The following is a 24,656-nucleotide window of genomic DNA, read 5'->3' as shown; positions in this document are numbered from 1 at the left end:
CGAAAATTTGATTTAGAATAATGAATAAGCAAACAATTCCTGTACAACATCCGGCAAATGTGTCAACGACAACAATATCTTCACAAGGTAGCAACACTCAACCGCAATTAGACGCAGATAAAACATTTTTAGCGCGTAATATTGTTATCAAACCAGACTCAATTCAAATGGAAGTTGCACTTGAAGGGCGCTGGCAACCGGTGCGTTTAAGTAGCGAAGCAAACATAGATCAGGTTTTGAAATTACCGGAAGCACAATTAAAATTAGATGCCACTGGCACTGTGCTTACCCTTGTGACACCTGAGGCAAAATTATCGTTAAAATCAGCACAATCACTTCTCAGTTTACTTGGCGTTTTAAAAGGGTTTGGCGATCACAGTGCCATTCAAACCGACGCACAAATAAAACAAACACCTCATTCACAACTCGCTTTGCCCAAGCTAGGGGTGAACGTGCCAATTCCACCAAGCATAGGCAACTTATTGCAGCAAGAATCTAAATTGGTGGCCAGCCTAAGCGCCAAAAGTGATAAAGTCTTGATGCAAGTATTTAATATGTTTGGCGACAAGTTGCATCAAATGCCGGTTGCAAAAAAGGCCATTGCAAAATTAGTGAGTCAGCTCAGTCAACAAACATCTAACTATTTGCAGCTGACGCAAAATAAAGGCACGCTGAAGCTGGGTCGACATCAGCATGACATTACGCAAATTCAAACGCCAACACCTACTGAATTAAAGCAATTACAAAAGCAAGTATGGCATGGTGCTAAGCTAAGCACTGCACCTGATGGGATTGAAGTCGCAATCGCGACTAAGTCAACTAAAATCAAACTAGCTACATCACTTAAAAGTATTTTACCCAAGCTAGATACTCATGCATTTCAAACTCAATTAAAGGAGGCGACTCAGTCATACAAAGAGCAAACTTTAAAATATGACAAACCACTTTTTAACGTCTCCTTGGCTGATATAAAGCAAACCGTAAAACAGGCCTTGCAAGCCATTACTCAAACACCATTTTTTAACCGCACTGCACAGCAAGATACAAATAGAGCCAATCAGCACCCAGCTCAGCAAATTCCATCTATCACTGCTACAGCCAAAACCTATTTACACCAGCCACTTTATACATCAGCAGCCTTGCGCCCTGCTAGCTTAGCGTTAATGACACTCTCTGAAGGTATTAAACAAAATTTCTCTGGGCTGGACTCACAAAATCAATCAGCAATGCACAAACAAGGGCTTGTTAGTGCAAAAAACCAAGCCCTACAATCACCTTTTGGTGGCGCAAACGCGACAGAGCAGCAAAAAGCTAAAAGTATTACCCCTGATAATAACAAGCCAAATAGCTTTGCTCTTCAAGGTGATAATAAGCAATCAGTGAGCACGACAAAAACACAAGCAACGCCGCCTGTAAATGCATTGCAAAGTGCGCAAAGCAGCGCTGCAAAAATACCATTTGAGATGCGTTTGCAACTGATCCAACAAGTCCTTTCTGCAGCATTACCAAAAAATAACGGGCCAATTACGGCAGAACAACTCAGTATGACGCAAACAAAACTCGCGACACAAATGCAATTAACTGATGTGATCCCACTACGTGGCGCCCAAAAATCACAAAATGCAGCACCTGCATCACTGCCACTGGCACATATACTTAGCAAACCTTTGCGAGAAGCCGCATTAACACAAACGCAAACACCAGATCTCAAAGATCCCGCATTGTTGAGCGAGAAAATCTCAGAAAAGATGAGCTTTAAAAGCAGCCAGTCGGTGGATCTCACTCGGCTTGTTCATCAGGCATTTTCACGCTTGATGGACGAAGGAAAAGCAACGCCAGACATGGTTAGCCAAGATTTGTTTAGTCGTTTACCTAATATCGCAACACCGTTAAACACCAGTGTGCCTATGACGAGCTTTACTCAAGCATTAGATAAATTGCTTGTAACACTGCTAGGCACACAACTTAGTAGTCAAAATGAGGCTCAACTGCCAAAAAATGTGTCACAAGAACAACGTATCGCCAGCATGGTGGAAACCTTATTTCCCGGAAATAAATTACAACAACCCAAGCAGTTTATTCAGGCTGTGAATTTATCAGCACAGCAAAATCTGGTTGAGGAACTTAGCTTTATCCAAAATGCAATGTCACCAACCAACCAAACGCAAGCACTTGGTCAAAAGTTTGACAGTGAGAGTCAACTGCTCATCAATTTATTCTTGCCGATGAAAACCCCACCAGAGTGCAGGCAAAGTGAATTGCAAATAGGCAACTACAAAAAACCTGCAAAAGCAGGGTTACCGGAAAAGCAAGTATGGTTTGTCAGGCTAAACTTTGACTATGAAGCACTGGGACAGCTAAGTGTCCAAGCTGAGCTTATGGACAAAGCCGTAGATTGCGAAATTGTTGGTGACAGCCCCAGCGTATGTCAGCTTGCAGAACCTCATCTGGACGCCTTGAGAAGCAAGCTTGCAGCCCATGGCCTGCAAGTAGGTGATATCGCACTGCGTGAAGATGCTGTGCAAGTCAAACAGTTCTACGATAAGCACGCAATCGTTAACATAAAGGTATAAATATGGAACAAAAAACAGCCGTTGGGCTTCTATATGAAGCGGGTAAATCACCTGAAGTTGTCTGTAAAGGGTTTGGAGAACTCGCTGAAGAGATCATCGCTTTGGCCAAAGAAAAAGACATCATGATCCACGAAGACCCTGCACTGGTGAAAACGCTTGGGCAACTAGACTTACATGAAGAGATCCCAGAAGAGCTCTATTATGTCATCGCTGAATTAATTGCATTTTCTTATGTGCTACGCGGTAAATTTCCACCGGGTTGGAAAAATTTTCAGGGCAAGCTAAATATAAAAGCCTAGCAATTAGAAATATTAATAACGATATTAATGTCTTGTGATACATAGTGCGCACTAAAATTTTGTTCGCCACATCAAGTCATAAAGTAAGCATTTAAACTTCAAACATGAATGTGCTTTTTGCCTTATTCTCATTGCAAGCAAAATAGTTGGTTAATATAAATAAGATGACTTTATGATTTCAATCTCATTTATTTATACTCTACTTGCATAGATACTTTATTAAAGCACGTTATAACTTACCCAAGCCACCGCTCTAGAATAAAAGTCAGGTAATGTATGCTGTTGCAGAGAGTTGATTAACCGGCTACTCCATATACCATCTAAATTCCCATTTGTTAGATAAATATATGTCATATAGTCGTCCGTATTTTCTTGATATAAGACAGACACTCTTACCAATGTGCCACCATCATGCCCTGCCGTCGACCAACGCCCCACTTCGTCGGTATCCCACCCCAACGCAAAGTAATTTGTAATACCGTTTTTAAGCTTCTGCGGCCGCCAAAAATCAACTAGCAGGGCTTTATTGATCAACTTACCTTCCATCAAGCCACTCAAGAAAAGATTTAAATCGTATGCCGTAGAATAAGCGCCTGTATGGGCACTACTATAACGAGGAAATACATAACCATTGGGTTTTAAACTATCTCCCCCATTTGATAAGTAAGAACGCACAACGCCTTTAGTAAGGTCATCAACATGAAAAGCGGTGTTGGACATTTTTAAGGGGCTAAAGATGCGTGTTTTAACCAATGACTCATAAGGCTGTCCAGTCAAAGACTCTAATAGCGCTTTGAGTAGCATATAGTTTGTTTGCGTATACTGAATTTGTGTATTTAATTCAAAGATAGGCTGCTGGGCCCCGAGTTTTTCTATCAGCACATCTTGGTTACTTGGCGCCACTACTTCTTGGTCAGACACAACAAAGTACTCAGGCAGCCCTGATGTATGATTCAATAAAGCATTGATAGGTATGTGTTGCCAATGACTTGGTAACTTAACATACTCACCTATACGGTCACTTAATTTAATTTGCTCTTGTTCTACAAGTTGATACACAAGCACATTGGCGAACAGTTTACTTACAGAAAAAATTGGAAACATGCTGTGCTCGTTTAACTTTATATCCTTTTTTTGCTGAGAGGTATCTAATGCATAGTTAAACTGTATATTACCATTGTTACTAATTAATACAGCTTGAGACGGTATACCATGATGTAACGCATTATTATGAACCTGCTGGATCAACTTATCTTGCAAAGATAAATCAGTTTGCGCACAGCCCACAAGCATCAAAAAAATAATAAAGCAACTTAATCGATAAACCATTCACTTTCCTTGGTGAAATTCAATTACTACTATTCTCACATCGAATACTATCTAATTATTGCCTAGTAATCGAGTGTGTTTAGGCTTATGTTTTCATAATTCTGATGTCATAAACAGTATTTCATATATGAAATAAAAAAGGTGCCATATGGCACCTTTATTGGGATTTGTTATGCAGAGACATAAGCAACTCAGCTTCTGCTCGTGGGAGCTCACACTCTCTCATTATTTCTTCTAAATCTGCGCCAAGCTCAACCATCTTGACCGCTCGAGAGTATATTTTTGCATCTGGGTCATCATACTTTTGCGCAGCTTGTTGCTGAGCTAAATCTTTTGCAAAAGTCTCACAGTCAACAAGTCGCTTTCCAATACTCAAAACACTTGCTCTTACTTCTGCGATTTCACTTCTTAAAATGCTAATTTGTTCTGCATCACTACGTGATTGCTTATGTAACCTCGCAGCATTGTTTTGGGCTTGTTGTAAGCGTTTGCTAAATAAAAACAACAAACCTAAACAAGTTAAGCTGACAACGCACGATACGACTACAAGTACAATGAGTACATCGTCTAAATTTACTGCTGCCACAAGTTACAAATGACTCAGCTCATCCCACTCATCATCACTGAGTAGTTTATTCAAGTCAACCAAGATGAGCAGCTCACCTTCACGATTAGATACGCCTTGGATAAACTTAGCGCTTTCTTCAGTGCCAATGTTTGGCGCACTGTCAATCTCAGAGCTACGCAAGTAAACAACTTCTGCAACGCTATCGACCAAAATACCAATCACTTGTTTTTCTGCTTCGATTATCACGATACGAGAGTTATCCGTCACTTCTGCGCTCATCAATCCAAAACGTGCACGTGTATCAATTACTGTTACAACGTTACCACGCAAATTGATGATACCAAGTACATAACTTGGTGCACCTGGTACAGGCGCAATTTCAGTGTAACGAAGTACTTCTTGTACCTGCATTACATTGATACCGTATGTTTCTTCCTCTAGCTTATATGTCACCCACTGTAGGACTTCATCATTACTATCGGCATTTTTATCTGCAGAAAGTATTCTTTCTTGGCTCATGATTAAACTCCAGATTGATGCTAGTTACTGCTCTCGGCTATCGAGGCCTTTTTCTAGCAACCTATTTAAATTCTCTACGTCAATAAGCGCACACATTTTTTCTTTAATAACGCCCGCAAGCCATGGACGCTTACCACATGCTGTTCGCCATTTTACATCATCGGCAGTGAGTGTAATGTTATTGACTAACTTTTCTGCTAGCAGCCCCCACTGGCTATCTCCTAGCATTATCAAATATTGATAATTGAGCTTTGATTCCAATTCAGGGGTAAACTTTTCAGGCATAACCCACCTGGCAGTATCAACAACGTTCAGCTTCTCTTCACGGTTCAGCATCACCCCTTTGAACCACTTGGGTTTTCCAAATAACTGATTGACCTCAGTAAGCTGGTGAATGCCACCCAACGCTTGCAGAGGAACGGCTAACGTCAGCCCAGCAACTTCAAAGAATAAAGCCTGAAACTCCCCTTCAATAAAAGCTTCCTTCGCAGCACTCTTAGCAGGCGCTTGTTCTTTGATAATAGTTGTATTTTCAGTTATCTCAAGCTCTTGGACTGGCATCACTGGAGTTTCTTGCAGAACCTTCTCTACAATCTTCTCCTGTGGCTGAACTTTTACCTCAACATCTGCTGTTAATGCGTCTTTATTCTCGACTTGTTCGAGTAGTTGCTTTTGTACGTCAGGCACTGATTCAAGCAGCCTTGCAACTGGCGCAAGTGCAACATCCTGGCCATCCTCTTCTTGCAATAAGGCGCCAAGATATTGTTTCATCACTTGTTCATTTGCAAACAGGTGCTTACTCATTCTTACCTCTTTCTAATTCACCAATATGCTCAAGCAAAGCTCGATATGCATATACGCCTCTTGATTTGGGGCAGAATTGTACCGGAACCTTCTGTGCCAAGCTAGCATCTCTGAATTTAGTATCAACAGGGATAACACCCGGCCACACTTTATCCTGATATGATTCGACTAACGATTTATACGCTTCTAAAGATGCTTTCGTACGCTTATCGTACATTGTAGGGACTATAGTATATTGATATTGCTTAGAATGCGAACTTTGCATTAATGTCATTGTTCGCATCATTCTATCGAGCCCTTTCAGTGCCAGAAACTCAGTTTGCACGGGAATTAAAATGCGCTCACTAGCAGCTAATGCATTGACCATTAACACACCAAGTACTGGTGGACAATCCAAGATAGCGTAATCGTAATAATCACTAATTTTAGCTAGCGCTTTTTTTAGTATCAGACCCATGCCAGAGCGATTTCCCATGCTTCGGTCTAACGTTGCAATCGCCATTGTCGCAGGTAGGATATCTAGACTCTCAACGGTTGAAGGGCACAAGGCTTGCAATATTTCTTCGCTTTGCATGTTGGAACCGCGGATAAAAATATCATAAACACTCACCTCTAGATCTTCTGAGTCTATTCCAAAGTAATATGTTAGTGATGCATGCGGATCCGTATCAATTAATAATACCTTTTTCCCTTCGGCTGCAAGAATGCCGCCCAAGCTAACCGCAGTGGTCGTTTTACCTACACCACCTTTTTGATTCGCTACCGTCCAAATTTTCACTTTATTATTTTATTCCTTTGTGACTTTCATGACAAAGCTACATCTAACTAGTTTATATACTTTAAGCAATCCCCAGCTCTTTATTAATCCGCAGCGCAACGTCTTGTAAAGCTAGACTTTCTGATGACAAACCAGCTGCAGCGACTGCTTGAGGCATGCCATATACAACACAGGTCTTTTCATCTTGAGCCCAAATTGTTGCGCCAACTTGTTTCAGCATACGAGCACCATCTCTACCGTCTGCGCCCATACCTGTTAACACAATTGCCAATACATCACCTGAATAGGCTTTTGCTGTGCTTGCAAAGGTAACATCAACACATGGTTTATAAGTAATTCTAGGGCTATCGTCCTCAAACACCTTCAGCGTTTTGCTGCCGCCTCTAGACTCGACCATCATTTGCTTACCACCCGGCGCTAAATACGCAACGCCTGGCATCAGTTTATCTCCCTGCTCTGCCTCTTTGACCTTTATTTTGCACAAACTATTTAATCGCTGAGCAAATGCAGGAGTGAACGCTGCAGGCATGTGTTGGATTAGCAAAATAGGATGAGGAAAATTAGCAGGTAGTTGCGTCAAAATCGTTTGAAGAGCCACAGGTCCGCCCGTAGAGGTGCCAATTGCAACAACTTTATATGATTTTCCTGACGCTTTAAAACTACGTTGTGGTGTAGACTCCACCGGCGCTTTTTGAAAGCTTCGGTCTGGCTGCGCGACCGAAGAGCTACTTCTTAAACTCGAAGCAGGTTTAGGCGATGTGCTCGCAGGTGTCGCAGGTTTGGCAGTTGTCATAGGACGAGTAAAGCGACTTACACGCTTTCTACCAATTTCCTTAACCTTTGTTTGCAATGCTCGAGTAGCATCCTCGCTGTTACGAGCAATATCTTCAAACTTTTTCGGTAAAAAGTCGACAGCTCCAGCGTCTAACGCATCTAAAGTTGCACTCGCTCCCTCACGGGTCAACGACGAAAACATCAAAATAGGCGTTGGGTTGCTTTGCATTATTTTTTTGACAGCGCTAATGCCATCTAATACGGGCATTTCAACGTCCATTGTTATCACATCAGGTCGCAACTTACTTGCTTTTTCAACAGCTTCTTGACCATTGACTGCGAAGTCAATGACCTCAATTCCTGCATCTTTTTCTAGTATTTCACTTACACGACGACGGAAAAAACTCGAGTCATCAACTACTGCCATTGGCATCGCTCTTTTTTATGTTACAGATCCGAAAAGTGGTGCCTTTGGCACCACTAATTCGGTGACAACAAACAACATTGAATGTTATTTGCCTGCGTAATGCTTCAACATGCTTGGTACATCTAAGATCAAGGCTATGCCACCATCTGATGTAATAGTCGCACCTGCCATACCTGGAGTGCCTTGTAGTAAGGAATCTAGAGGTTTAATCACCACTTCTTCTTGACCTATCAGTGAGTCAACTACAAAGCCGACTTGTTGAGTACCTATTTGTACGATAACAACATGTCCTTCGGCTTTTTTCTGATTAATGTCTGTACCTTTAACCAACCAGTGTTCGAGATAAAACAGTGGAATTGCCTTCTCACGCACAATGATCGTTAACTGGCCATCAACTACATTTGTTTTAGTCAAATCAAGATGGAAGATTTCACTTACACCAGCAAGTGGTAAAGCAAATGTTTGCTGACCAACCATCACCATTAAGGTTGGCAAAATAGCCAGTGTCAGCGGTACCTTAATTTCTAAGATGGTGCCTACACCTAACTCAGACTGGATGTTAACTTGACCATTCAGCTGCGTGATCTTCGTTTTAACTACATCCATACCAACACCTCGACCTGAGATGTCAGAAATTTCTTCTTTGGTTGAAAAACCCGGTGCAAAAATTAGATTATATGCTTCAGTATCTGACAATCTACTCGCCTGATCTGAATCAATAACGCCTTTGCTTATTGCTATTTTCTTTAGTTTTTCAGGGTCCATACCTGCACCATCATCTCTGATGGTCAAAAGAATATGGTCCCCCTCTTGCGAAGCAGAGAGCGTAACTGTACCTGTACGAGATTTACCACCGGCCTCACGGACGTCTGGCATCTCAATACCGTGGTCTACCGAATTTCTAACCAAGTGCACCAACGGATCTGCCAATGCCTCAACTAAGTTTTTATCCAGATCCGTATCTTCACCTTCAAGAATCAGGTTGATATCTTTTTTAAGGCTTCGAGCCAAGTCTCTTACAACTCTCGGGAATCTGCCGAATACTTTTTTGATAGGCTGCATTCGGGTTTTCATGACCGCACCTTGTAAATCAGCGGTCACCACATCAAGATTTGATATGGCTTTACCCATTGCCTCACTATTACTGTTATTTGCAAGGCTGACCAAACGGTTACGAACTAGTACAAGTTCCCCTACCATATTCATTATTTGGTCGAGTCGTTTTGTATCAACACGAACTGTTGTTTCTGCCTGAGCAGCAGGCTTTTTCTGCGCACCACCTTTGGGCTCGGATTTTGCCGGTGCAGCTTTAGGCGCAGCCTTTGCAACAGGCTTAGGTGCATCCGCTTTAGGTGCTGGTTGTGGTTTTGCAGCAGGTTTTGGCGAAGGGGACGGAGTCGCTTCCGTTTTAGGGGCTTGTACTGGTGCTGAACCTGATGCACCCGATGATTCTTCTAAGTTTTTTGGCGCTTGACCTCTACCATGAAGTTCATCCAGCAACGCTTCAAATTCATCATCATTAATTTCTTCATCACCACCACTGGAAGAACTCTGAGGAGCCGCCGGAGTTGGGGTTGAAGGTGCAGGTGCACTTGTGTCTTGGCCGCTAGGCGCAGGTGAAGTGTCACTTTTGGCACCAAATTGACCTACACCATGCAATTCATCCAACAAACTATCGAATTCGTCGTCTGTAATATCTCCATCATTCACATTTGATGGAGGTGCAGATGAAGGAGCGGATGGTGATACTTGTGGCTCTTCAGCTGCAGGCCCATTACCTGAACCATGAAGTTCATCTAGTAGGCTTTCAAATTCTTCTTCTGTGATTTCATCGATGCTGTCAGATGTTGCTGGTTCACCATCTCCAACATCAAACAAAACATCATCTTCAGAATCGATAATAGGCTCTGGCTCTGGAGCTGGTTCAGCAGTAACAGCTGGCGCAACTATTTCTTCGTCAGCTGATTCTGGCTGGCTGAGCTTGTGCAAGATATCTAGTAGCTCTTGATCCGCTGGTTCTGGCTGCTCACGGTTTTGAATACACGCGAACATATCATTTATTGTATCCAGCGACTGCAAGATCACATCCATAAGTTCAGGATTAACCGAACGCTGCCCTTGCCTCAATACGTCGAAAACATTTTCAGCACCATGACAAGCATCAACAAGCTCGTTCATGCCTAAAAACCCAGCTCCCCCTTTTACGGTATGGAACCCTCTGAAAATTGCATTCAGCAAATCTTTGTCATCTGGGTTATTTTCTAACTCAACAAGTTGCTCAGATAACAGTTCGAGTATTTCTCCAGCTTCAACAAGAAAGTCTTGTAAGATATCTTCATCGACTTCAAAGCTCATTATTATACTCTCCTATTAGAAACCCAAACTAGATAACAAATCATCAACTTCATCTTGACCAGACACAACATCATCTCGTTCTTCAGCGTCAATGATAGGCCCTTCTGGACCAGATAGTTCATCAGTGGTGGTTTCAACTACTTCTTGTGGTTGTTGAGCCGTATTAAGTTGACCCACTTCTGTCGTGCCGAAAACAGTCAAAAGGTGTATTAAGCTGTCTTCTACCTCTCGAACAAGTTCAATAACTCTTCGAATAACCTGACCGGTCAAATCTTGATAGTCTTGTGCCATCAAAACATTTGTCATCAAGCTTTGTAATTCGTCTGTACGGCCTTGTGAAGATTGCATAAAATCATTTAAGTCGTGACAAAGAGATTTGAATTCTCCGAGCTGTATATCACGACTCATCAACCTATCCCAGGTAGGCTTGATCTCAGAAAGGTCATCAGCCAGCTCTTGAGCAAGCGGTAGACTCGCTTCAACCGCATCCATCGTTTTGTTCGCAGCGTTCTCCGTCATTTCCATGACATAGTTTAAACGTTGTTTAGCATCTGGTAAGGCTTCTGTAGTTAAGTCTGATAAACGCGTGTCTAACTCGAAGTTTTTCAACGACTCGTGTAACTGGCGTGTCAATTTTCCGACTTCGGCAAATAACTCTGACTGTTCTTTGTTAGTTGCTTCAATTAAAATTTGATCAGCTTTTTCTTGTTCACCGTTTTCAAGATACTCAACAAGCTGCTTCGCTTGCTCTAATGTAATTTGTGGCGCAGAGGATTCTGACATAAGCCTATCCTTACTCGTAACTAGCCTAAGCGTTCAAAAACTTTTTCTAACTTAGTTTTCAGTGTTCCAGCAGTAAACGGTTTTACAATGTAACCATTTACACCAGCTTGAGCTGCTGCAACAATTTGTTCTTTTTTGGCTTCTGCAGTTACCATAAGCACAGGAATATGCTTAAGGCTATCGTCGGCTCTAATCGCTCTCAACAAGTCGATGCCTTGCATGCCCGGCATGTTCCAATCTGTAACAACAAAGTCAAATTCTTGATTTTGTAACATTGGAAGCGCAGTGCTGCCATCATCTGCCTCTTGAACATTTGTAAAGCCTAAGTCTCTCAAAAGGTTTTTGATTATTCTTCTCATTGTAGAGAAATCATCAACCACGAGAATTTTCATGTTCTTATCCAAAACTTCCTCCGGTGAGGTTTGAACCTAAAAAAATATTAAAATGTACTCTAATTGATCCAGTCATTTATCTTAGCTCTGAGTTTAATCATTGCCTGACCGTGAATCTGACTCACTCGAGACTCGCTCACATCTAGGATTTGGCCAATCTCTTTTAAATTCATTTCATCGTTGTAGTACAAAGACAAAACCATCGCATCACGCTCAGGTAGCGTTTTTATTGCTTCTACTAACGACTCATTAAAGCGCTCATTCTTAACGTTATTGAATGGTTTGTCTAGCGCTAAATCACTGCCTGCAGGTGAAATTACGTCTTGATCGACACCTAAGTCTTCAATGCCAATAATTTTACTTGCATTCACGTCATGTAAAATATGATGGTACTCATCTAAGGGAATATCAAGTTTTTCAGCGATTTCAGTGTCTTTAGGCTCACGACCTAGTGCTGTTTCTAGCTCTGCAATCGCCTCTGCAACCATACGACTATTTTTATGCACCGAGCGTGGGGCCCAGTCACCACGGCGTATCTCGTCTAACATGGCACCTCTAATTCGAATGCCTGCAAACGTTTCAAAGCTTGCCCCTTTGCTTGCATCAAAATTTTTCGTAGCTTCAATTAAACCTATCATTCCTGACTGAATGAGGTCATCGAGCTGAACGCTTGCGGGAAGCCTTGCAAGTAAATGACAAGCCACTTTTTTGACTAAAGGTGTATGACGCTCGACCACCTTATGAAGATGGTCCGCTGTTTGATATCCCGCCATTCGATTGACCGGTGTAGCCATAATTACCCGTTAACTAACTGCTCAATGAAAAACTCTAGGTGACCAGAGGGCTGGTGTGGCACAGGCCATTTAACAGCCTTGCTTGCTAACCCTCTAAAAGCGACTGCGGCTGGAGAGTTAGGGTAGAGTTCAACAATTGTTTTTTGACGGCGAGATGACTTTCGCATGTTTTCATCGAAAGGGATTGTCGCGACGAGCTCTAATGCCACATCTAAAAAACGGTCTGTAACTTTAGACAGTTTCGCAAACAACTCTTGTCCTTCGCGCAAACTTCTAACCATATTCGCAACAATCTTAAATTTGTAAACTCCATGTTCTCGGCTAAGAACTTTGATAAGTGCGTATGCATCAGTGATAGATGTTGGCTCATCACAAACCACTACCATCACATCTTGAGCGGCTCTTGAAAAACTTAGAACCATGTCTGATATACCTGCGGCTGTATCAACGATTAGAACATCAAAATCATTACTCAACTCACTAAACGCGCGAATCAGACCAGCATGTTCAGCAGGACTCAATTCAACCATATTTTGCGAGCCAGATGTCGCTGGCACAATTCTAATACCGGCAGGACCTTCAACTAAAATCTCATCCAGTTCACATTCGCCAGATAGCACATGTGATAAATTACGCTCAACACGTAACCCAAGCATTACGTCACAATTTGCCAATCCAAGGTCAGCATCTAAAACTAATACTCTATGGCCCTGTTGTCCTAACGCAATTGCAGTATTTAATGAAACATTGGTCTTGCCGACTCCTCCTTTACCACCAGTTACTGCTATTACTTTTACTCCGTGGTTACTTTTTTGATTCATTTTACGCAGGCCACTTGCTTGATCTAAAACTGTATTAATCATACATTCCTACTGTCTGGGATGCCACTGCTTCACGTCGTGAATGTTGTGCTTTTGTTCTTTTTAAATACAATTGCTCAGCTTTTTTAACTAATTTTTGAGCATTTGCTACGCGAATGTCTTCTGGCACTCGCTGTCCGTTGGTAAGATACCCTATTGGTAAGCGATTTTGAATCGCTATACTAATAATCTCACCCAAACTTAGACATTCATCAAGTTTTGTGAAAATGCAACCACTCAAATTAACTTTTTTGAAGTGATTAACTGTTTCTTGTAAAACATGCATTTGCGAAGTTGCACTTAATACTAAATAACTGCGTATATCAACTCTTGAACTACGCATCAATGTATTAAGCTGCTCCGTTAAACGCAAGTCTCTTTGACTCATGCCCGCAGTATCTATTAATACTAGACGCTTATTTCGCAAATGATAAAGAACTTCTGCTAACTCGTTTGCATCTTTAACCTGCTTAACCGGACAGCCAATAATTCTACCATAAGTTGCTAACTGCTCGTAAGCACCAATTCTATATGTATCGGTTGTGATTAACGCCACTTTATCCGCACCATATTTTTGTGCGCCTAACGCTGCTAATTTCGCAACTGTAGTCGTTTTACCTACACCCGTAGGCCCTACCATAGCATAAACACCACCTTGACGCAGAATATCATTGTTCGTTGTATGCATCTGATTTACAACCATATTCAGCAAAGCATTCCACGCCTCTTTTCTCGATACATCATCAGGTATGAAACATGCCATTTGCTCTGCAACATCAGCACTAATACCCATACCTTGTAATCTGTCTACCAAACACGCTCTTGTTGGATCTCGGCGGTCCATTTCCTGCTTCATTAGACCTGATAACTGGTATTCTAATAATTGACGGATGGCGTTCATCTCGTCACGCATTGAACTCATTTCATCCTGAGAGGCATTATTTCCACCGCTTGCTATCGGTTGGCTCTCAAGTTCTGAGTCTAATTCGTCTCCAAAATCCCAATCAGACGCAATTGGTTCAGCGTGCTTAACAGAGTGAGGGCGCGCAGCTTGAGGCTGAGAAGAGTGTACATCATTAAATGCAGGTTGCTGCTCTGTCTTTGGTTGAAATAAATCACCAGTATCGATGCCTGATTGAGAAAACATTGAAGCTAGTTCAGGTGAACGAGGTTTTGGAGCCTGCCGTTCTAAAAGCGCTTCTAAGCTGTCTGCTACTTTAGCTTGAGGCTGAGCTTGAGGGCGACGAGTTTGAGGTTTCACAACTCTTGCAGGCTGACTATAAGTTGATTTTTGCATCGTTGCTGCCGGAGCCATTTCTTGGCGCGCCTCAGCCATAGCGACTTGTGGTTGAGGTGCTACTCGGTCATTATCAATCGCTGCAACAATTTCTACACCATCAGCCAATTTTTTATTCGACATGATCACAGCGTCTGCGCCTAGTTCATCTTTTACTTCTTTTAAAGCCGTACGCATATCTTTTGCAAAAAATCTTTTAATCTTCATGACTCAGCACCTCGTTCCTCTATTATTGCCCAACAGAGCTAATGATCTTGATTTGTCTTTCATCTGGTACTTCCTGATAAGACATAACTCTTAAACCAGGGATAGTATGTTTAACAAATCTAGATAAAACACTTCTTAACATACCTGAGGTTAACAAGATGGACGGCTCGCCTAACATTTCCTGCGTTTGATGCGCTTCTCTCAATGAACCTTGAAGTCGCTCTGCAAGACCTGGCTCTATGCCTGCCCCCTCATCACCTGCGTTCTGAAGTGACTGATGCAACATCTGTTCCAACTCAGGCGCCAATGTTATGACAGGTATCTCATCTGCACTTCCAACAGCGTCTTGAACGATTAATCTTCTCAGTGATATACGCACTGCAGCCGTTAGTACATCTGGGTCTTGGCTTCTTGGTCCATACTCAACAAGAGTTTGTACAATTGATCTCATATCTCGAATTGCAACGCCTTCGTTTAATAAATTTTGCAGTACTTTCACGATGGTTGTTAAAGGTAAAATGTCAGGTACTAGCCCTTCAACTAAACGAGGGTGGCTTTTCGCTAACATATCCAATAAATTTTGTACTTCTTCATGGCCGAGCAATAATGACGCATTGTTTGTTAGCAATTGACTAATGTGCGTCGCAACAACTGTCGCGGCATCTACAACAGTGTAACCTAAAGAGTGTGCTTCATCTTTTTGGTCCGGTTTGATCCAAACGGCATCTAATCCAAAAGCAGGATCTTTTGTAGCAACGCCTTGAATAGGCCCAAACACTTGTCCTGGATTAATTGCAAGCTCATCACCATGCTTTAGCTCACCGTCGCCAGAGCCTACACCCATTAACGTGATTTTATATGCATTAGGGTCTAATTCTAGGTTATCGCGAATATGAACCGGAGGGACAAGAAAACCAAGCTCTTGTGATAGCTTTTTACGCACCCCTTTAATACGACTCAATAACTCACCACCTTGAGCTTGATCAACAAGCGGGATCAGTCGATAGCCAACTTCTAAGCCGATTACATCAACAGGCTGGACGTCATCCCACCCAAGCTCTTTTTGGTCTTGCTGCTTGTTTGCAACCTGAGTGCCTTTTGCTTCTTGATCTGCCTCCTCGGCAGCTACTTTCGCTTTATGCTGTTTTGAATAATATGCGAGACCACCAATCAGCGACCCTAAACCCAGAAACGCGACGTGCGGCATACCGGGAACTAGACCCATAACAATTAAGATTCCGGCAGCTATTGAGAGTGATTTCTCGTTACCTAATTGCTGAGTAACCTGTTCACCCATGTTATGGGATTCATTTTGACGTGTAACAACAATCGCCGTCCCGATCGACAACAATAACGATGGTAATTGCGCGACTAGGCCATCACCGATTGTCAACAGTGTATATACTTCCATAGCACGCGAAAACGTTAGGTCATGTTGTACCATACCAACAAACAGGCCACCGATTATATTGATCGCTAGAATGACAATGCCCGCAATAGCGTCACCTTTAACGAATTTACTGGCACCGTCCATCGAACCATAGAAATCAGCTTCTCTGGTCACTTCATCGCGACGAGTTCGCGCTTCTTCAGCAGAAATAAAACCAGCATTTAAATCTGCATCGATGGCCATTTGTTTACCGGGCATAGCATCTAAGGTGAAACGTGCGGAAACCTCTGAAATACGGCCTGCACCTTTGGTGATTACTACGAAGTTAATGATGATAAGAATAAGGAATACAACTAGACCAACAGCATAGTTACCGCCGATAACTACAGAACCAAAAGCTTCAATAACTTTACCCGCAGCATCGCCACCATTATGACCTTCAAGCAGTACAACCCGAGTACTGGCAACATTCAATGCTAGTCTCATAATTGTCGCAATCAAAAGAACTGCGGGGAACATACCAAACTCAAGTGGCTTCATGGTATATACCGTCACCAAGAGTACAACCAGTGCCAGTGCAATATTAAATGAAAATAAGATATCTAATAAAAACGGCGGCATGGGCAAAATGACCATACCTAACGCAGCAAGAACCAGCAAAGGTGTACCAACCCCCTTTGCATAGTCTTTTTTGTCTCGATTTATTTGTTGTAGAACCGCTTTAAAATCCATAACTTATCAACTTCAATTTATTGACGCAGGTAAGTTAAAGCAAGCTTCGTTCCAACTATTAATGTTTGAGGTTGTCAGGAATAGGTAAATCTTTACTTAAAGCATTAGGCCTTCTGCCTCGCCCTTTATTGAACTTTTTCAATTGGAAAACATAAGCAAGCACTTGTGCAACAGCAGTGAATAGCTGATCGGGTATCTGGTCACCTACTTCAGTTGTATGATACAAAGAACGAGTTAACACCGGCGACTCAACAATTGGCACTTCGTTACCAATCGCCACCTTACGTATTTGCATAGCAAGCTCATCGACCCCTTTTGCAATAACTATTGGCGCTCCAGCTTTTTCTGTATCATATTTCAAGGCCACTGAGTAGTGGGTAGGGTTTGTTACGACAACATCAGCGTCAGGCACGTCTTGCATCATCCGACGTTGAGACATTTCTCGTTGTGTTCTTCTGATCCTAGCTTTAATCTGCGGATCACCCTCTGAGTTTTTGTACTCATCTTTTACTTCTTGAAGAGTCATTTTCAGCTGCTTGTGATGAGTATGGCTTTGATAGGGCGCATCAATTGCAGAAATAATAATCATTGTGCAACTCAAAGCCAAGAAAAGCCATGCGAGTATTTCCAATGAATGTATAACACTACCTGGTACCGATTCGATACTTAAATGCAAGATGTCGTAAAATAACCACTTTATAAACAAGATTGCAAAACCTGCCACCAAAACAAACTTTAAAACAGATTTAAGCAGTTCTATTGCAGCTTGAGGGCCAAACATACGTTTTATTCCCTTGAAAGGTGACATTTTACTGGCTTTTGGTGCTGCTGCTTGCCAACTAAAATTAAAACCTCCTAACAAGGTGTTGCCTATAATACCAGCGACCGTGATAATCAGTACAAACATAGACATTGGAAAGAATAACTCTGAAAATGCATCCCCCCAAACAGAGAACATTTTTGTTGTATCATAAGTTTCATTGCGATTGAGTGTCAGCATTCGGCCCATAATGTTGTAGAGGCCCTTTGCAATATCAGCTCCGTATAGAATTAATGCGACAGCAGAGAAAATAAGCACAAACGTCGTTCCTAACTCTTTTGAACGTGCCACCTGTCCTTTTTTTCTAGCATCACTTATTTTTTTGGCGGTCGGTTCCTCGGTGCGTTCTTGACCCGAATCTTCAGCCATCTTAGTCTCCTAAACGGTACAACCAATAAGATTACACATTAACTCAGTCATTTTAAGCCACTGAAACTCATACTGCATTGTAAAGTTACCTAATGTAGCCCAGATAATCATTAACCCAGCAACTAACGTAAATGCGAAACCTACTGAGAAAATATTCATTTGAGGTGCTGCGCGCGTCATAATACCAAAGGCCAGGTTAATCACCAGCATGGCTGTTAGCGGTGCTAATGAAAGAGACAAAGCGGTAGCAAATAACCAAGAACCCCAAGTTGCAATATCATAGTAATTATCAACATGCCACCAGTCTTGCCCAATAGGCCAAGATTGAAAACTAAACACTATCATTTGAATCATCATCAAATGACCATTAAAAACAAAAAATAATAAAGTTGCCAAAATCAAATAAAACTGACCCACTGCTGGTACACTTAGTCCATTGGAAGGATCAACAACCGACGCAAAACCCAAACCCGTTTGCATAGCGAGTATTTGGCCTGCAAGAATAAAAGTATTGAGCAGTAATAAAGATGCAAAACCAATCGCAACACCAATTATCATCTCTTGTATGACAACCAGTATCATCTGGAATGAAAATAAATCGGTAAATTGTGACTGTGGTATTGCGGGTGCTACGGCTAAAGTCACTACCATGGAAAGGCATATCTTGATACGTTTAGAAACGCTCTGTGCACCAAAACCAGCCATGACCATAATCATAGAACTAATGCGGATAAAAGGAATTAAATAGTCACTTAACCCCTGCATTATATCGGAAAATAAAAATTCCATATCAACCTGCTATTTCAGGGATCCGCATCACCATCAATTTAAAAAAGTCCATTAACTCTTGCGTCATCCAATGACCACCTGCAATCAAGGCAACCAGTGTAATAATTAACTTTGGTAAAAAGCTTAAAGTTTGTTCATTAATAGACGTTGCAGCTTGAAACACGGATACCACCAAGCCAACCAATAGACCAGGAATTACAATTGCAGAAACTAATTTGATCACCACAAACAAGGAATCACTTAATATATCTACAAATACTTCTGGTTCCATCTCACACTCCTAAGCCAAAACTTCGTGCTAACGTACCCATTACCAGTGACCACCCATCCACCAAAACAAACAGCATAATTTTAAAAGGCAATGAAACAATCATTGGGGATAGCATCATCATACCCATCGCCATAAGTACACTTGCAACCACCAAATCCACTATCAAAAATGGAATAAAAAACATAAATCCAATAATGAAAGCTGTTTGTAGTTCACTGGTCACAAATGCAGGGATTATAACGACAAACGGTGTATCCTCAGGGCTATCTAATTTGTCATACCCTGCAATTTTCGCAAAGGTTTCTAAATCTTTTATCCGAGTCTGAGATAGCATAAAAGCTTTCATAGGCTCTTTAGCCGCATTGAGTGCTTGCACTGATGTCATTTCTTCATTGATATAAGGCTGCACAGCTTCATCATAGATTTTACTAAAAATGGGCGCCATAATAAAAAAAGTCAAAAATAATGACATACCGACTAAGATTTGATTAGAGGGTGACTGCTGCAAGCCAATCGCTTGACGTAATATTGCCAGTACAACAATGATCCGCGTAAACGAGGTCATCATGATCAACGCTGCAGGAATAAAGCTGAAAGCAGTCATGATGGCTAACACTTGAAGTGTCACAGAGTATTCTTGTGAACCATCAGGGTTTGTAGTCACACTCAGCGCTTCAATACCATCATTAGCGCTTACCTGAGGAAAGAAGATAATTAATCCACACAGGATTAGGAATCGAAGCATGATACTCACTTTGTTTTTGTTGTGGGTTGATTCATAAAACGACTCAGTTCTTTTACAAAAGGTGCCGTTTGAGTTTCACTTAAAGGGGTTTCTAATTCGGTTAAGTAGTTGATATTTTGAGGGGTTACACCAAGCAAGTGCTGCTTATCATCAATTTCAATCACTAACAGTCTTTCACGTGTACCCAAGGGCAGACTTCGTATAACTTTAAAATCTTGATTGTTTCCAACGTTAGGGTTAACTCGTTTCACTAACCATGCTAACCCTACGATCAAAGCAATGATAGACACCAGTGACAAAATCACTGTGACTATTTCTAAACTCGGCCCTTGAGGCTGCTGCGTTGCAGCCACATTCGTAAACAATATCCAAGTCATCTTTAACGTGCTTACCTAAGCTTTTTAATTCGCTCTACTTGGCTAATTACATCCGTTAATCTGATACCAAACTTATCGTTTACAACCACCACTTCTCCGTGTGCGATCAAAGTTCCATTTACCAATACATCCAATGGTTCACCTGCAACTCTATCTAGCTCAACAACGGAGCCTTGGTTTAGCTGTAATAAATTACGAATGTTTATCTTAGAACGACCGACTTCCATTGAGATAGTCACTGGAATGTCTAATATCGTATCTAATTTTCTCTTTTCATCAGCACTGAGATTGGCATTACTCTCTTCAAGCTCTTCTAATTCAGCAACCTCTGCGCTGCCTTGATCGGCATCTTCTGCTTCTGCAAGCGCTGCCGCCCATTCATCCATTGTATCTTGATCATCACTCATGCACTTACTACCTTAAAAAACTTGATCACCAGTCAAGGTCAACACCTTCAGACAGGTGCAGATCTTCTTCTAATTCCGCTAACTCTGCATCAGAATCGAGCTTTTTACCACCTTTAGTAAAGACATGCAGCTCGGATTTCACAGATTCAGGGCGTTTAATTTTTTCACTTATCTGTAAAGCAACGTTGTCTCTAGAGCGGCCCATTTTAGCCCTAAAAGTTGGTAGCTCTTCCACAAAAACAGTTATGTGTTCAGGCATTTCAACCGGTATTATATCACCAGCTTTCAGCTCCATAATTTGCTGCAGCGACAAGTCGACTTCTAATAACTGCGTCGACATCTCAACTTCAACATCCATTATTTCATCACGCAGTGCTTTACTCCAACGCAGGTCTGTATCTTCTGTATCTGATTGGACACCTGCGTCAAGTAGCTCTCGGATCGGCTCCAGCATAGAATATGGTAATGATATATGAAAATCTCCACCACCACCGTCTAACTCAATATGAAAAGAACTGATCACAACAACCTCAGTTGGTGACACAATATTCGCCATAGCAGGGTTAACTTCAGAATCTAAATACTCAAAGGAAACATCCATGACTGGTGCCCAAGCCTCTTTATAATCCTCAAAGATGATCTTGAGCAGCATTTGAACAATACGTCGCTCTGTTGGTGTGAATTCACGGCCTTCAATTTTGGCATGGTAACGACCATCACCACCAAAAAAGTTATCAACTAAAATAAATACTAACCGCGCTTCCATGGTGATCAAACCGGTGCCTTTCAAAGGACGGAATCTCACCATGTTTAAACTGGTAGGAACAAACAAGGTGTGGATATATTCACCAAATTTGAGCATTTGAACACCGTTGATAGATACTTCAGCAGTGCGCCTCATCATGTTAAATAAGCTGATCCGCATGTGTCGCGCAAATCGCTCATTAACAATCTCAAGGGTCGGCATTCGACCCCGAACGATTCGGTCTTGTGAGGAAAAGTCATATTGCAAGGCATTAGCGTCCTCACCATCTTCTCCTGTGGATACTTCATCTTCTTCAACTTCATCAACACCATGGAGTAGCGCATCGATTTCGTCTTGTGATAATAAGTCGCTCACAATCTCGTCCTACTGCATTACAAAACCAGTAAACAGCACACGTTCAATGACCTTGCTGCCTTCGACGCCTTCCATTGCAGCTTGAACTTTGTCCAGTGCAGATAAACGCAGTGTTTCTTTTCCTGCACTTGTGCTTAATTCATCAGCGGTAGTTGTAGAGAACACACCTAGCAAAGTGCCTTCAATTAACGGTATGTGCTTTTTAGCAACTTCCTCGTTTACATCTCCACGTACTAATAATTGTACTTTAATTTGCACGATCCGGTCTCTGCTCGCACCAGGCACGTTAAAGACAAAAGGTCTTGGCATAGCAACATACAAGGCACTGCCCATCTCAGCCGCGTTTTGCTCGCTCAAATCTTCTTGCACCGCTGTTGACTCTTCTGCTAATGAAGCTTCTTCTTCTTCTCCACCAGACATTAAAAAGAAACCTGCAACACCACCCAAAATCACCACAACTGCAGCGATGATAATGATGAGTTTCTTTTTAGAACCACCTGCTTCTTCTATTTCTAAATCGGTCTCTTCTGCCATATGTGCGCTTCTATAACTAAATAATCTTTTTTAATGATAGCAGTTGTTAAGCATAGTAATCTATCGCCGAATCACTTTGTTTTCTGCTAGTCACTGATTGTTCTTTATTATTTTGCGCCTCGCTGCTCTCATTAGCAAGTTTTCCTTGAGCATTATGCTCATTATCTTCATCGCCACTGTTACCTTCTGAGTGCTGTTCAATGCTGCTGTCACCTAATTGGATCCCTTGTTCCTCTAGCATCTCTTTTAGTTTTGGCATTGACTCTTCAAGTAATTCTTTTGCTTGCTGATTTTGTACGACAAAGTTTATCTGCGCCTGCTCTGCATCGGAACGAATACGAATTTGCATACTACCAAGTTCAGCAGGGTCTAATCTTATTTCTGCTTCTTGATTGTTTAAATTAATCATCATATTTACTTTTTCCTGCATCATTTTTGCTGCATCATTTCTTGCAAGATTAAGTGTTTGCATGAGCCCTTGCTCTTGAGGCACTTTCACCTGAGCGGCACTTTGCTGTTGAACGATCTGCTGATTTTGGCGCGATTGCTCTACCTGATGGATCACTTGCTCAAACTCTTCTTTACTCTGAATTTGCTCAGTACCTAAACTACGTATCGCTTTAAAAATATTGTCGACATTAGTATTTGCTGCATGTCGCTGCTGGCTGCCATTATTTTGTGTTTGCTCTTGCTCAGAATCTGCGGTGAATTCTGCACCCTCTTCGCTAACTGCTATTTCTACATTTTGCTTGTTAGGCTCAGTGGAAATTTGCTCTTTCGAAGCGCTTACTTTCGTCGAGTTATAGCTTAATTCTGGTTTAGCCTCTTGGCTGGCTTTTAAATCACTTATCACACTGTTTAATTTCTGCTTGCCATCGTCTGATCCTGCAGTGCTTACAACATTATTTTCCTTACGTGGCGCACTCCCTTCATCAGGCTTATCTGACACCATAGAATATAAAGCACTTTCAAGGCGCTTAACTTGTGGCTCAACCGGCTTATTGCTATTCAATTTTTCATTTAAAGCGGCTTCCAGCTGCTTTTTTTCTTGTGGTGATAATTGGTCAACCAAGGCTTTTAGCTCTGAGAGCGCTTTATCAGTCGACTCTTTTGAACTAACTATGGGTGCCTGATTATCGAATAATGCTTTATCACTTTTGGTTTGAGCCGACACTATTTCTGATTGAATCGCTCCACTAGCCTGAACAGTTTCTTTGCCCTGAGCTATAGCGCTTTTGATTTGTGTAGCCAATGTGGAAACTTCTGAATTGGACGAGTTTTGAATTTGCTTTTCACCATTATCATCCATCACTTTGACATCTGTAGACTGTTGCGGTGCTTTGATTTCTGCATTTATTTTTTTATCAACACCCTGAGCTTTTGCATCTAAGTCTTGTGTTTTTATCCCTTTATAGCTTATCTCACTAACGCTAGTATCATCGTGTGATTTTAGTTCACTCGCTTCAACCGCTGGCTTTTTGTCATGCAAAAACCACTCTCGAGACTTTATCTCTCCATTAAATAGTTCTTTATCAGTGCGAAGTTTATTTTGGACTCCCTGCGCCGCATTTTTTCCACTATCTATTATTTGCTTGGGATCATCGACAGGCCCTTCAGAAACACGAGGCCCAGTTTCAACACCTTTAAATACTTCGCTATCTGTACGAAGTTTTGTTTGAGCAATGTCGCTCTTAGATTGGTCGGTTTGCAGCAATGCCTGCTTGGAGTCAGTCGATTTGTCACCTTGCGATACGATTGGACCAATCAAGTCAATGGGCCCTTTTTTTCCTTCTGTAATCACAATATCATCAGCAATCACTTCCACCTGTCCAACATGATCTCGGATCGCTTTAGGTACTGACGCCAAGTGATGCTCAACATTTGTTTTTTGGTTATTTGATGCGGTAATTTGAGACAACAGGGTGTCAGGATTGGTCGTATTTACATGTGTTATATCATCATCTGATTTATCAACATGTAGAGCCACATCAGGACCTGACTTTTTCTTTGGCAGATTTGAGTCATCCAACTTTAATGGTATATCAGGTCTGGATTGTACCCTAATACTGTCATCTCCCTCTCCTTGATCATTTACCGTAACCTGATCACGCTGGGAGTTTATATTATCTTCTGACTCCAATGCAGCTTTTTTCGCTTCCTCTTGCTCACTCGCTTGTGCCAATACAGTCATAAACCTCTGATCAGCATCTCTATCTTCAGCTTGTCGATGTTGCGGTGAAACTGAGTTATTAATACCTACATCTAGCGAAACATTAGCCATATTCTCACCTTTTTATGTGGCAACCTAAGACCGCTTGCCCACTCCAAATCTCATTGTTAATC

General features: G+C 41.7%; 24 protein-coding genes. 2 read left to right on the top strand and 22 right to left on the bottom strand.

The features are described from left to right. Window positions 1-20 precede the first annotated feature (20 nt). Complete coding sequence (gene fliK / locus QNM16_RS00460) at window positions 21-2,573, top strand: flagellar hook-length control protein FliK (RefSeq protein ID WP_284018646.1); 2,553 nt, start codon at window positions 21-23, stop codon at window positions 2,571-2,573. Between the two features lie 2 nt (window positions 2,574-2,575). Further along, entirely contained in the window at window positions 2,576-2,872 is a 297-nt protein-coding gene (locus QNM16_RS00455; protein WP_063362904.1) for an EscU/YscU/HrcU family type III secretion system export apparatus switch protein, read from the top strand. Between the two features lie 219 nt (window positions 2,873-3,091). Here the strand turns inward: QNM16_RS00455 and QNM16_RS00450 are convergent, their stop codons facing one another. The 22 genes from QNM16_RS00450 to QNM16_RS00345 form a co-directional block, all read right to left on the bottom strand. Continuing rightward, entirely contained in the window at window positions 3,092-4,201 is a 1,110-nt protein-coding gene (locus QNM16_RS00450) for a serine hydrolase domain-containing protein (RefSeq protein ID WP_284018645.1), read from the bottom strand. 157 nt (window positions 4,202-4,358) lie between these two features. After that, complete coding sequence (locus QNM16_RS00445) at window positions 4,359-4,787, bottom strand: DUF2802 domain-containing protein (RefSeq protein WP_284018644.1); 429 nt, start codon at window positions 4,785-4,787, stop codon at window positions 4,359-4,361. A 3-nt stretch (window positions 4,788-4,790) separates the two neighbouring features. Beyond that, complete coding sequence (locus tag QNM16_RS00440; RefSeq protein ID WP_023401824.1) at window positions 4,791-5,288, bottom strand: chemotaxis protein CheW; 498 nt, start codon at window positions 5,286-5,288, stop codon at window positions 4,791-4,793. A gap of 24 nt (window positions 5,289-5,312) precedes the next feature. Further along, entirely contained in the window at window positions 5,313-6,092 is a 780-nt protein-coding gene (locus QNM16_RS00435) for a chemotaxis protein CheW (RefSeq protein WP_284018642.1), read from the bottom strand. Beyond that, entirely contained in the window at window positions 6,085-6,870 is a 786-nt protein-coding gene (locus tag QNM16_RS00430; RefSeq protein WP_284018640.1) for a ParA family protein, read from the bottom strand. The genes QNM16_RS00435 and QNM16_RS00430 overlap by 8 nt, the downstream gene beginning before the upstream one ends. 61 nt (window positions 6,871-6,931) lie before the next feature. Next, window positions 6,932-8,071 carry a protein-glutamate methylesterase/protein-glutamine glutaminase gene (locus QNM16_RS00425; protein ID WP_284018639.1) on the bottom strand — a complete coding sequence of 380 codons (1,140 nt, stop codon included), beginning with the start codon at window positions 8,069-8,071 and terminating at the stop codon, window positions 6,932-6,934. Between the two features lie 84 nt (window positions 8,072-8,155). Beyond that, window positions 8,156-10,426, bottom strand: coding sequence for a chemotaxis protein CheA (locus QNM16_RS00420; protein ID WP_284018638.1), 2,271 nt, complete (start codon window positions 10,424-10,426; stop codon window positions 8,156-8,158). Window positions 10,427-10,441: 15 nt separating this feature from the next. Continuing rightward, window positions 10,442-11,209 (bottom strand): protein phosphatase CheZ, encoded by a 768-nt coding sequence (locus QNM16_RS00415; protein ID WP_284018637.1) that lies wholly within the window; start codon window positions 11,207-11,209, stop codon window positions 10,442-10,444. Between the two features lie 20 nt (window positions 11,210-11,229). Continuing rightward, complete coding sequence (cheY, locus tag QNM16_RS00410; protein ID WP_010364893.1) at window positions 11,230-11,613, bottom strand: chemotaxis response regulator CheY; 384 nt, start codon at window positions 11,611-11,613, stop codon at window positions 11,230-11,232. Between the two features lie 47 nt (window positions 11,614-11,660). Next, the gene (locus QNM16_RS00405; RefSeq protein WP_284018632.1) at window positions 11,661-12,395 is read right to left on the bottom strand and encodes an RNA polymerase sigma factor FliA; all 735 of its coding nucleotides are present in this window, start codon (window positions 12,393-12,395) and stop codon (window positions 11,661-11,663) included. A 2-nt stretch (window positions 12,396-12,397) separates the two neighbouring features. After that, the gene (locus tag QNM16_RS00400) at window positions 12,398-13,258 is read right to left on the bottom strand and encodes a MinD/ParA family ATP-binding protein (RefSeq protein ID WP_023401816.1); all 861 of its coding nucleotides are present in this window, start codon (window positions 13,256-13,258) and stop codon (window positions 12,398-12,400) included. After that, entirely contained in the window at window positions 13,251-14,759 is a 1,509-nt protein-coding gene (gene flhF / locus QNM16_RS00395; protein ID WP_284018630.1) for a flagellar biosynthesis protein FlhF, read from the bottom strand. Before flhF ends, QNM16_RS00400 begins: the two co-directional genes overlap by 8 nt. A gap of 22 nt (window positions 14,760-14,781) precedes the next feature. Beyond that, complete coding sequence (gene flhA / locus QNM16_RS00390) at window positions 14,782-16,881, bottom strand: flagellar biosynthesis protein FlhA (RefSeq protein WP_284018629.1); 2,100 nt, start codon at window positions 16,879-16,881, stop codon at window positions 14,782-14,784. A gap of 58 nt (window positions 16,882-16,939) precedes the next feature. Further along, a complete protein-coding gene (gene flhB / locus QNM16_RS00385; protein ID WP_284018628.1) occupies window positions 16,940-18,070 on the bottom strand; it encodes a flagellar biosynthesis protein FlhB in 1,131 nt (376 codons plus the stop codon). Between the two features lie 9 nt (window positions 18,071-18,079). Beyond that, window positions 18,080-18,859 (bottom strand): flagellar biosynthetic protein FliR, encoded by a 780-nt coding sequence (gene fliR, locus QNM16_RS00380; protein WP_284018626.1) that lies wholly within the window; start codon window positions 18,857-18,859, stop codon window positions 18,080-18,082. A 1-nt stretch (window position 18,860) separates the two neighbouring features. After that, window positions 18,861-19,130, bottom strand: a complete 270-nt coding sequence (gene fliQ / locus QNM16_RS00375; protein WP_284018625.1) for a flagellar biosynthesis protein FliQ — start codon at window positions 19,128-19,130, stop codon at window positions 18,861-18,863. A 1-nt stretch (window position 19,131) separates the two neighbouring features. After that, window positions 19,132-19,875 carry a flagellar type III secretion system pore protein FliP gene (fliP, locus tag QNM16_RS00370; RefSeq protein WP_284018624.1) on the bottom strand — a complete coding sequence of 248 codons (744 nt, stop codon included), beginning with the start codon at window positions 19,873-19,875 and terminating at the stop codon, window positions 19,132-19,134. Window positions 19,876-19,880: 5 nt separating this feature from the next. Further along, window positions 19,881-20,252, bottom strand: a complete 372-nt coding sequence (gene fliO, locus QNM16_RS00365; protein WP_284018623.1) for a flagellar biosynthetic protein FliO — start codon at window positions 20,250-20,252, stop codon at window positions 19,881-19,883. A gap of 11 nt (window positions 20,253-20,263) precedes the next feature. Further along, window positions 20,264-20,659, bottom strand: coding sequence for a flagellar motor switch protein FliN (fliN, locus tag QNM16_RS00360; RefSeq protein WP_284018622.1), 396 nt, complete (start codon window positions 20,657-20,659; stop codon window positions 20,264-20,266). Window positions 20,660-20,684: 25 nt separating this feature from the next. Next, window positions 20,685-21,779 (bottom strand): flagellar motor switch protein FliM, encoded by a 1,095-nt coding sequence (gene fliM / locus QNM16_RS00355; RefSeq protein ID WP_039609454.1) that lies wholly within the window; start codon window positions 21,777-21,779, stop codon window positions 20,685-20,687. A gap of 9 nt (window positions 21,780-21,788) precedes the next feature. Next, window positions 21,789-22,313, bottom strand: coding sequence for a flagellar basal body-associated protein FliL (fliL, locus tag QNM16_RS00350; RefSeq protein ID WP_039609455.1), 525 nt, complete (start codon window positions 22,311-22,313; stop codon window positions 21,789-21,791). A gap of 46 nt (window positions 22,314-22,359) precedes the next feature. Further along, window positions 22,360-24,594: a flagellar hook-length control protein FliK gene (locus tag QNM16_RS00345; protein ID WP_284018621.1), complete on the bottom strand. Its 2,235-nt coding sequence runs from the start codon at window positions 24,592-24,594 to the stop codon at window positions 22,360-22,362. Window positions 24,595-24,656 lie beyond the last annotated feature (62 nt).

The organism is Pseudoalteromonas umbrosa (assembly GCF_030125375.1).
Taxonomy (GTDB): Bacteria; Pseudomonadota; Gammaproteobacteria; order Enterobacterales; family Alteromonadaceae; genus Pseudoalteromonas; species Pseudoalteromonas umbrosa.
This window is presented reverse-complemented; position numbering and strand designations above follow the sequence as displayed.

Bases quoted from the DNA above. Each gene is read 5' to 3' on its own strand.
- QNM16_RS00405 (WP_284018632.1), bottom strand. From the start codon at position 12,395: ATGGCTACACCGGTCAATCGAATGGCGGGATATCAAACAGCGGACCAT.
- QNM16_RS00455 (WP_063362904.1), top strand. From the start codon at position 2,576: ATGGAACAAAAAACAGCCGTTGGGCTTCTATATGAAGCGGGTAAATCA.
- flhB (WP_284018628.1), bottom strand. From the start codon at position 18,070: ATGGCTGAAGATTCGGGTCAAGAACGCACCGAGGAACCGACCGCCAAA.
- QNM16_RS00450 (WP_284018645.1), bottom strand. From the start codon at position 4,201: ATGGTTTATCGATTAAGTTGCTTTATTATTTTTTTGATGCTTGTGGGC.
- fliR (WP_284018626.1), bottom strand. From the start codon at position 18,859: ATGGAATTTTTATTTTCCGATATAATGCAGGGGTTAAGTGACTATTTA.
- QNM16_RS00440 (WP_023401824.1), bottom strand. From the start codon at position 5,288: ATGAGCCAAGAAAGAATACTTTCTGCAGATAAAAATGCCGATAGTAAT.
- QNM16_RS00415 (WP_284018637.1), bottom strand. From the start codon at position 11,209: ATGTCAGAATCCTCTGCGCCACAAATTACATTAGAGCAAGCGAAGCAG.
- flhF (WP_284018630.1), bottom strand. From the start codon at position 14,759: ATGAAGATTAAAAGATTTTTTGCAAAAGATATGCGTACGGCTTTAAAA.
- fliQ (WP_284018625.1), bottom strand. From the start codon at position 19,130: ATGGAACCAGAAGTATTTGTAGATATATTAAGTGATTCCTTGTTTGTG.
- QNM16_RS00420 (WP_284018638.1), bottom strand. From the start codon at position 10,426: ATGAGCTTTGAAGTCGATGAAGATATCTTACAAGACTTTCTTGTTGAA.
- QNM16_RS00345 (WP_284018621.1), bottom strand. From the start codon at position 24,594: ATGGCTAATGTTTCGCTAGATGTAGGTATTAATAACTCAGTTTCACCG.
- fliK (WP_284018646.1), top strand. From the start codon at position 21: ATGAATAAGCAAACAATTCCTGTACAACATCCGGCAAATGTGTCAACG.
- flhA (WP_284018629.1), bottom strand. From the start codon at position 16,881: ATGGATTTTAAAGCGGTTCTACAACAAATAAATCGAGACAAAAAAGAC.
- QNM16_RS00435 (WP_284018642.1), bottom strand. From the start codon at position 6,092: ATGAGTAAGCACCTGTTTGCAAATGAACAAGTGATGAAACAATATCTT.
- fliP (WP_284018624.1), bottom strand. From the start codon at position 19,875: ATGCTTCGATTCCTAATCCTGTGTGGATTAATTATCTTCTTTCCTCAG.
- fliO (WP_284018623.1), bottom strand. From the start codon at position 20,252: ATGACTTGGATATTGTTTACGAATGTGGCTGCAACGCAGCAGCCTCAA.
- QNM16_RS00425 (WP_284018639.1), bottom strand. From the start codon at position 8,071: ATGGCAGTAGTTGATGACTCGAGTTTTTTCCGTCGTCGTGTAAGTGAA.
- fliN (WP_284018622.1), bottom strand. From the start codon at position 20,659: ATGAGTGATGATCAAGATACAATGGATGAATGGGCGGCAGCGCTTGCA.
- QNM16_RS00400 (WP_023401816.1), bottom strand. From the start codon at position 13,258: ATGATTAATACAGTTTTAGATCAAGCAAGTGGCCTGCGTAAAATGAAT.
- fliL (WP_039609455.1), bottom strand. From the start codon at position 22,313: ATGGCAGAAGAGACCGATTTAGAAATAGAAGAAGCAGGTGGTTCTAAA.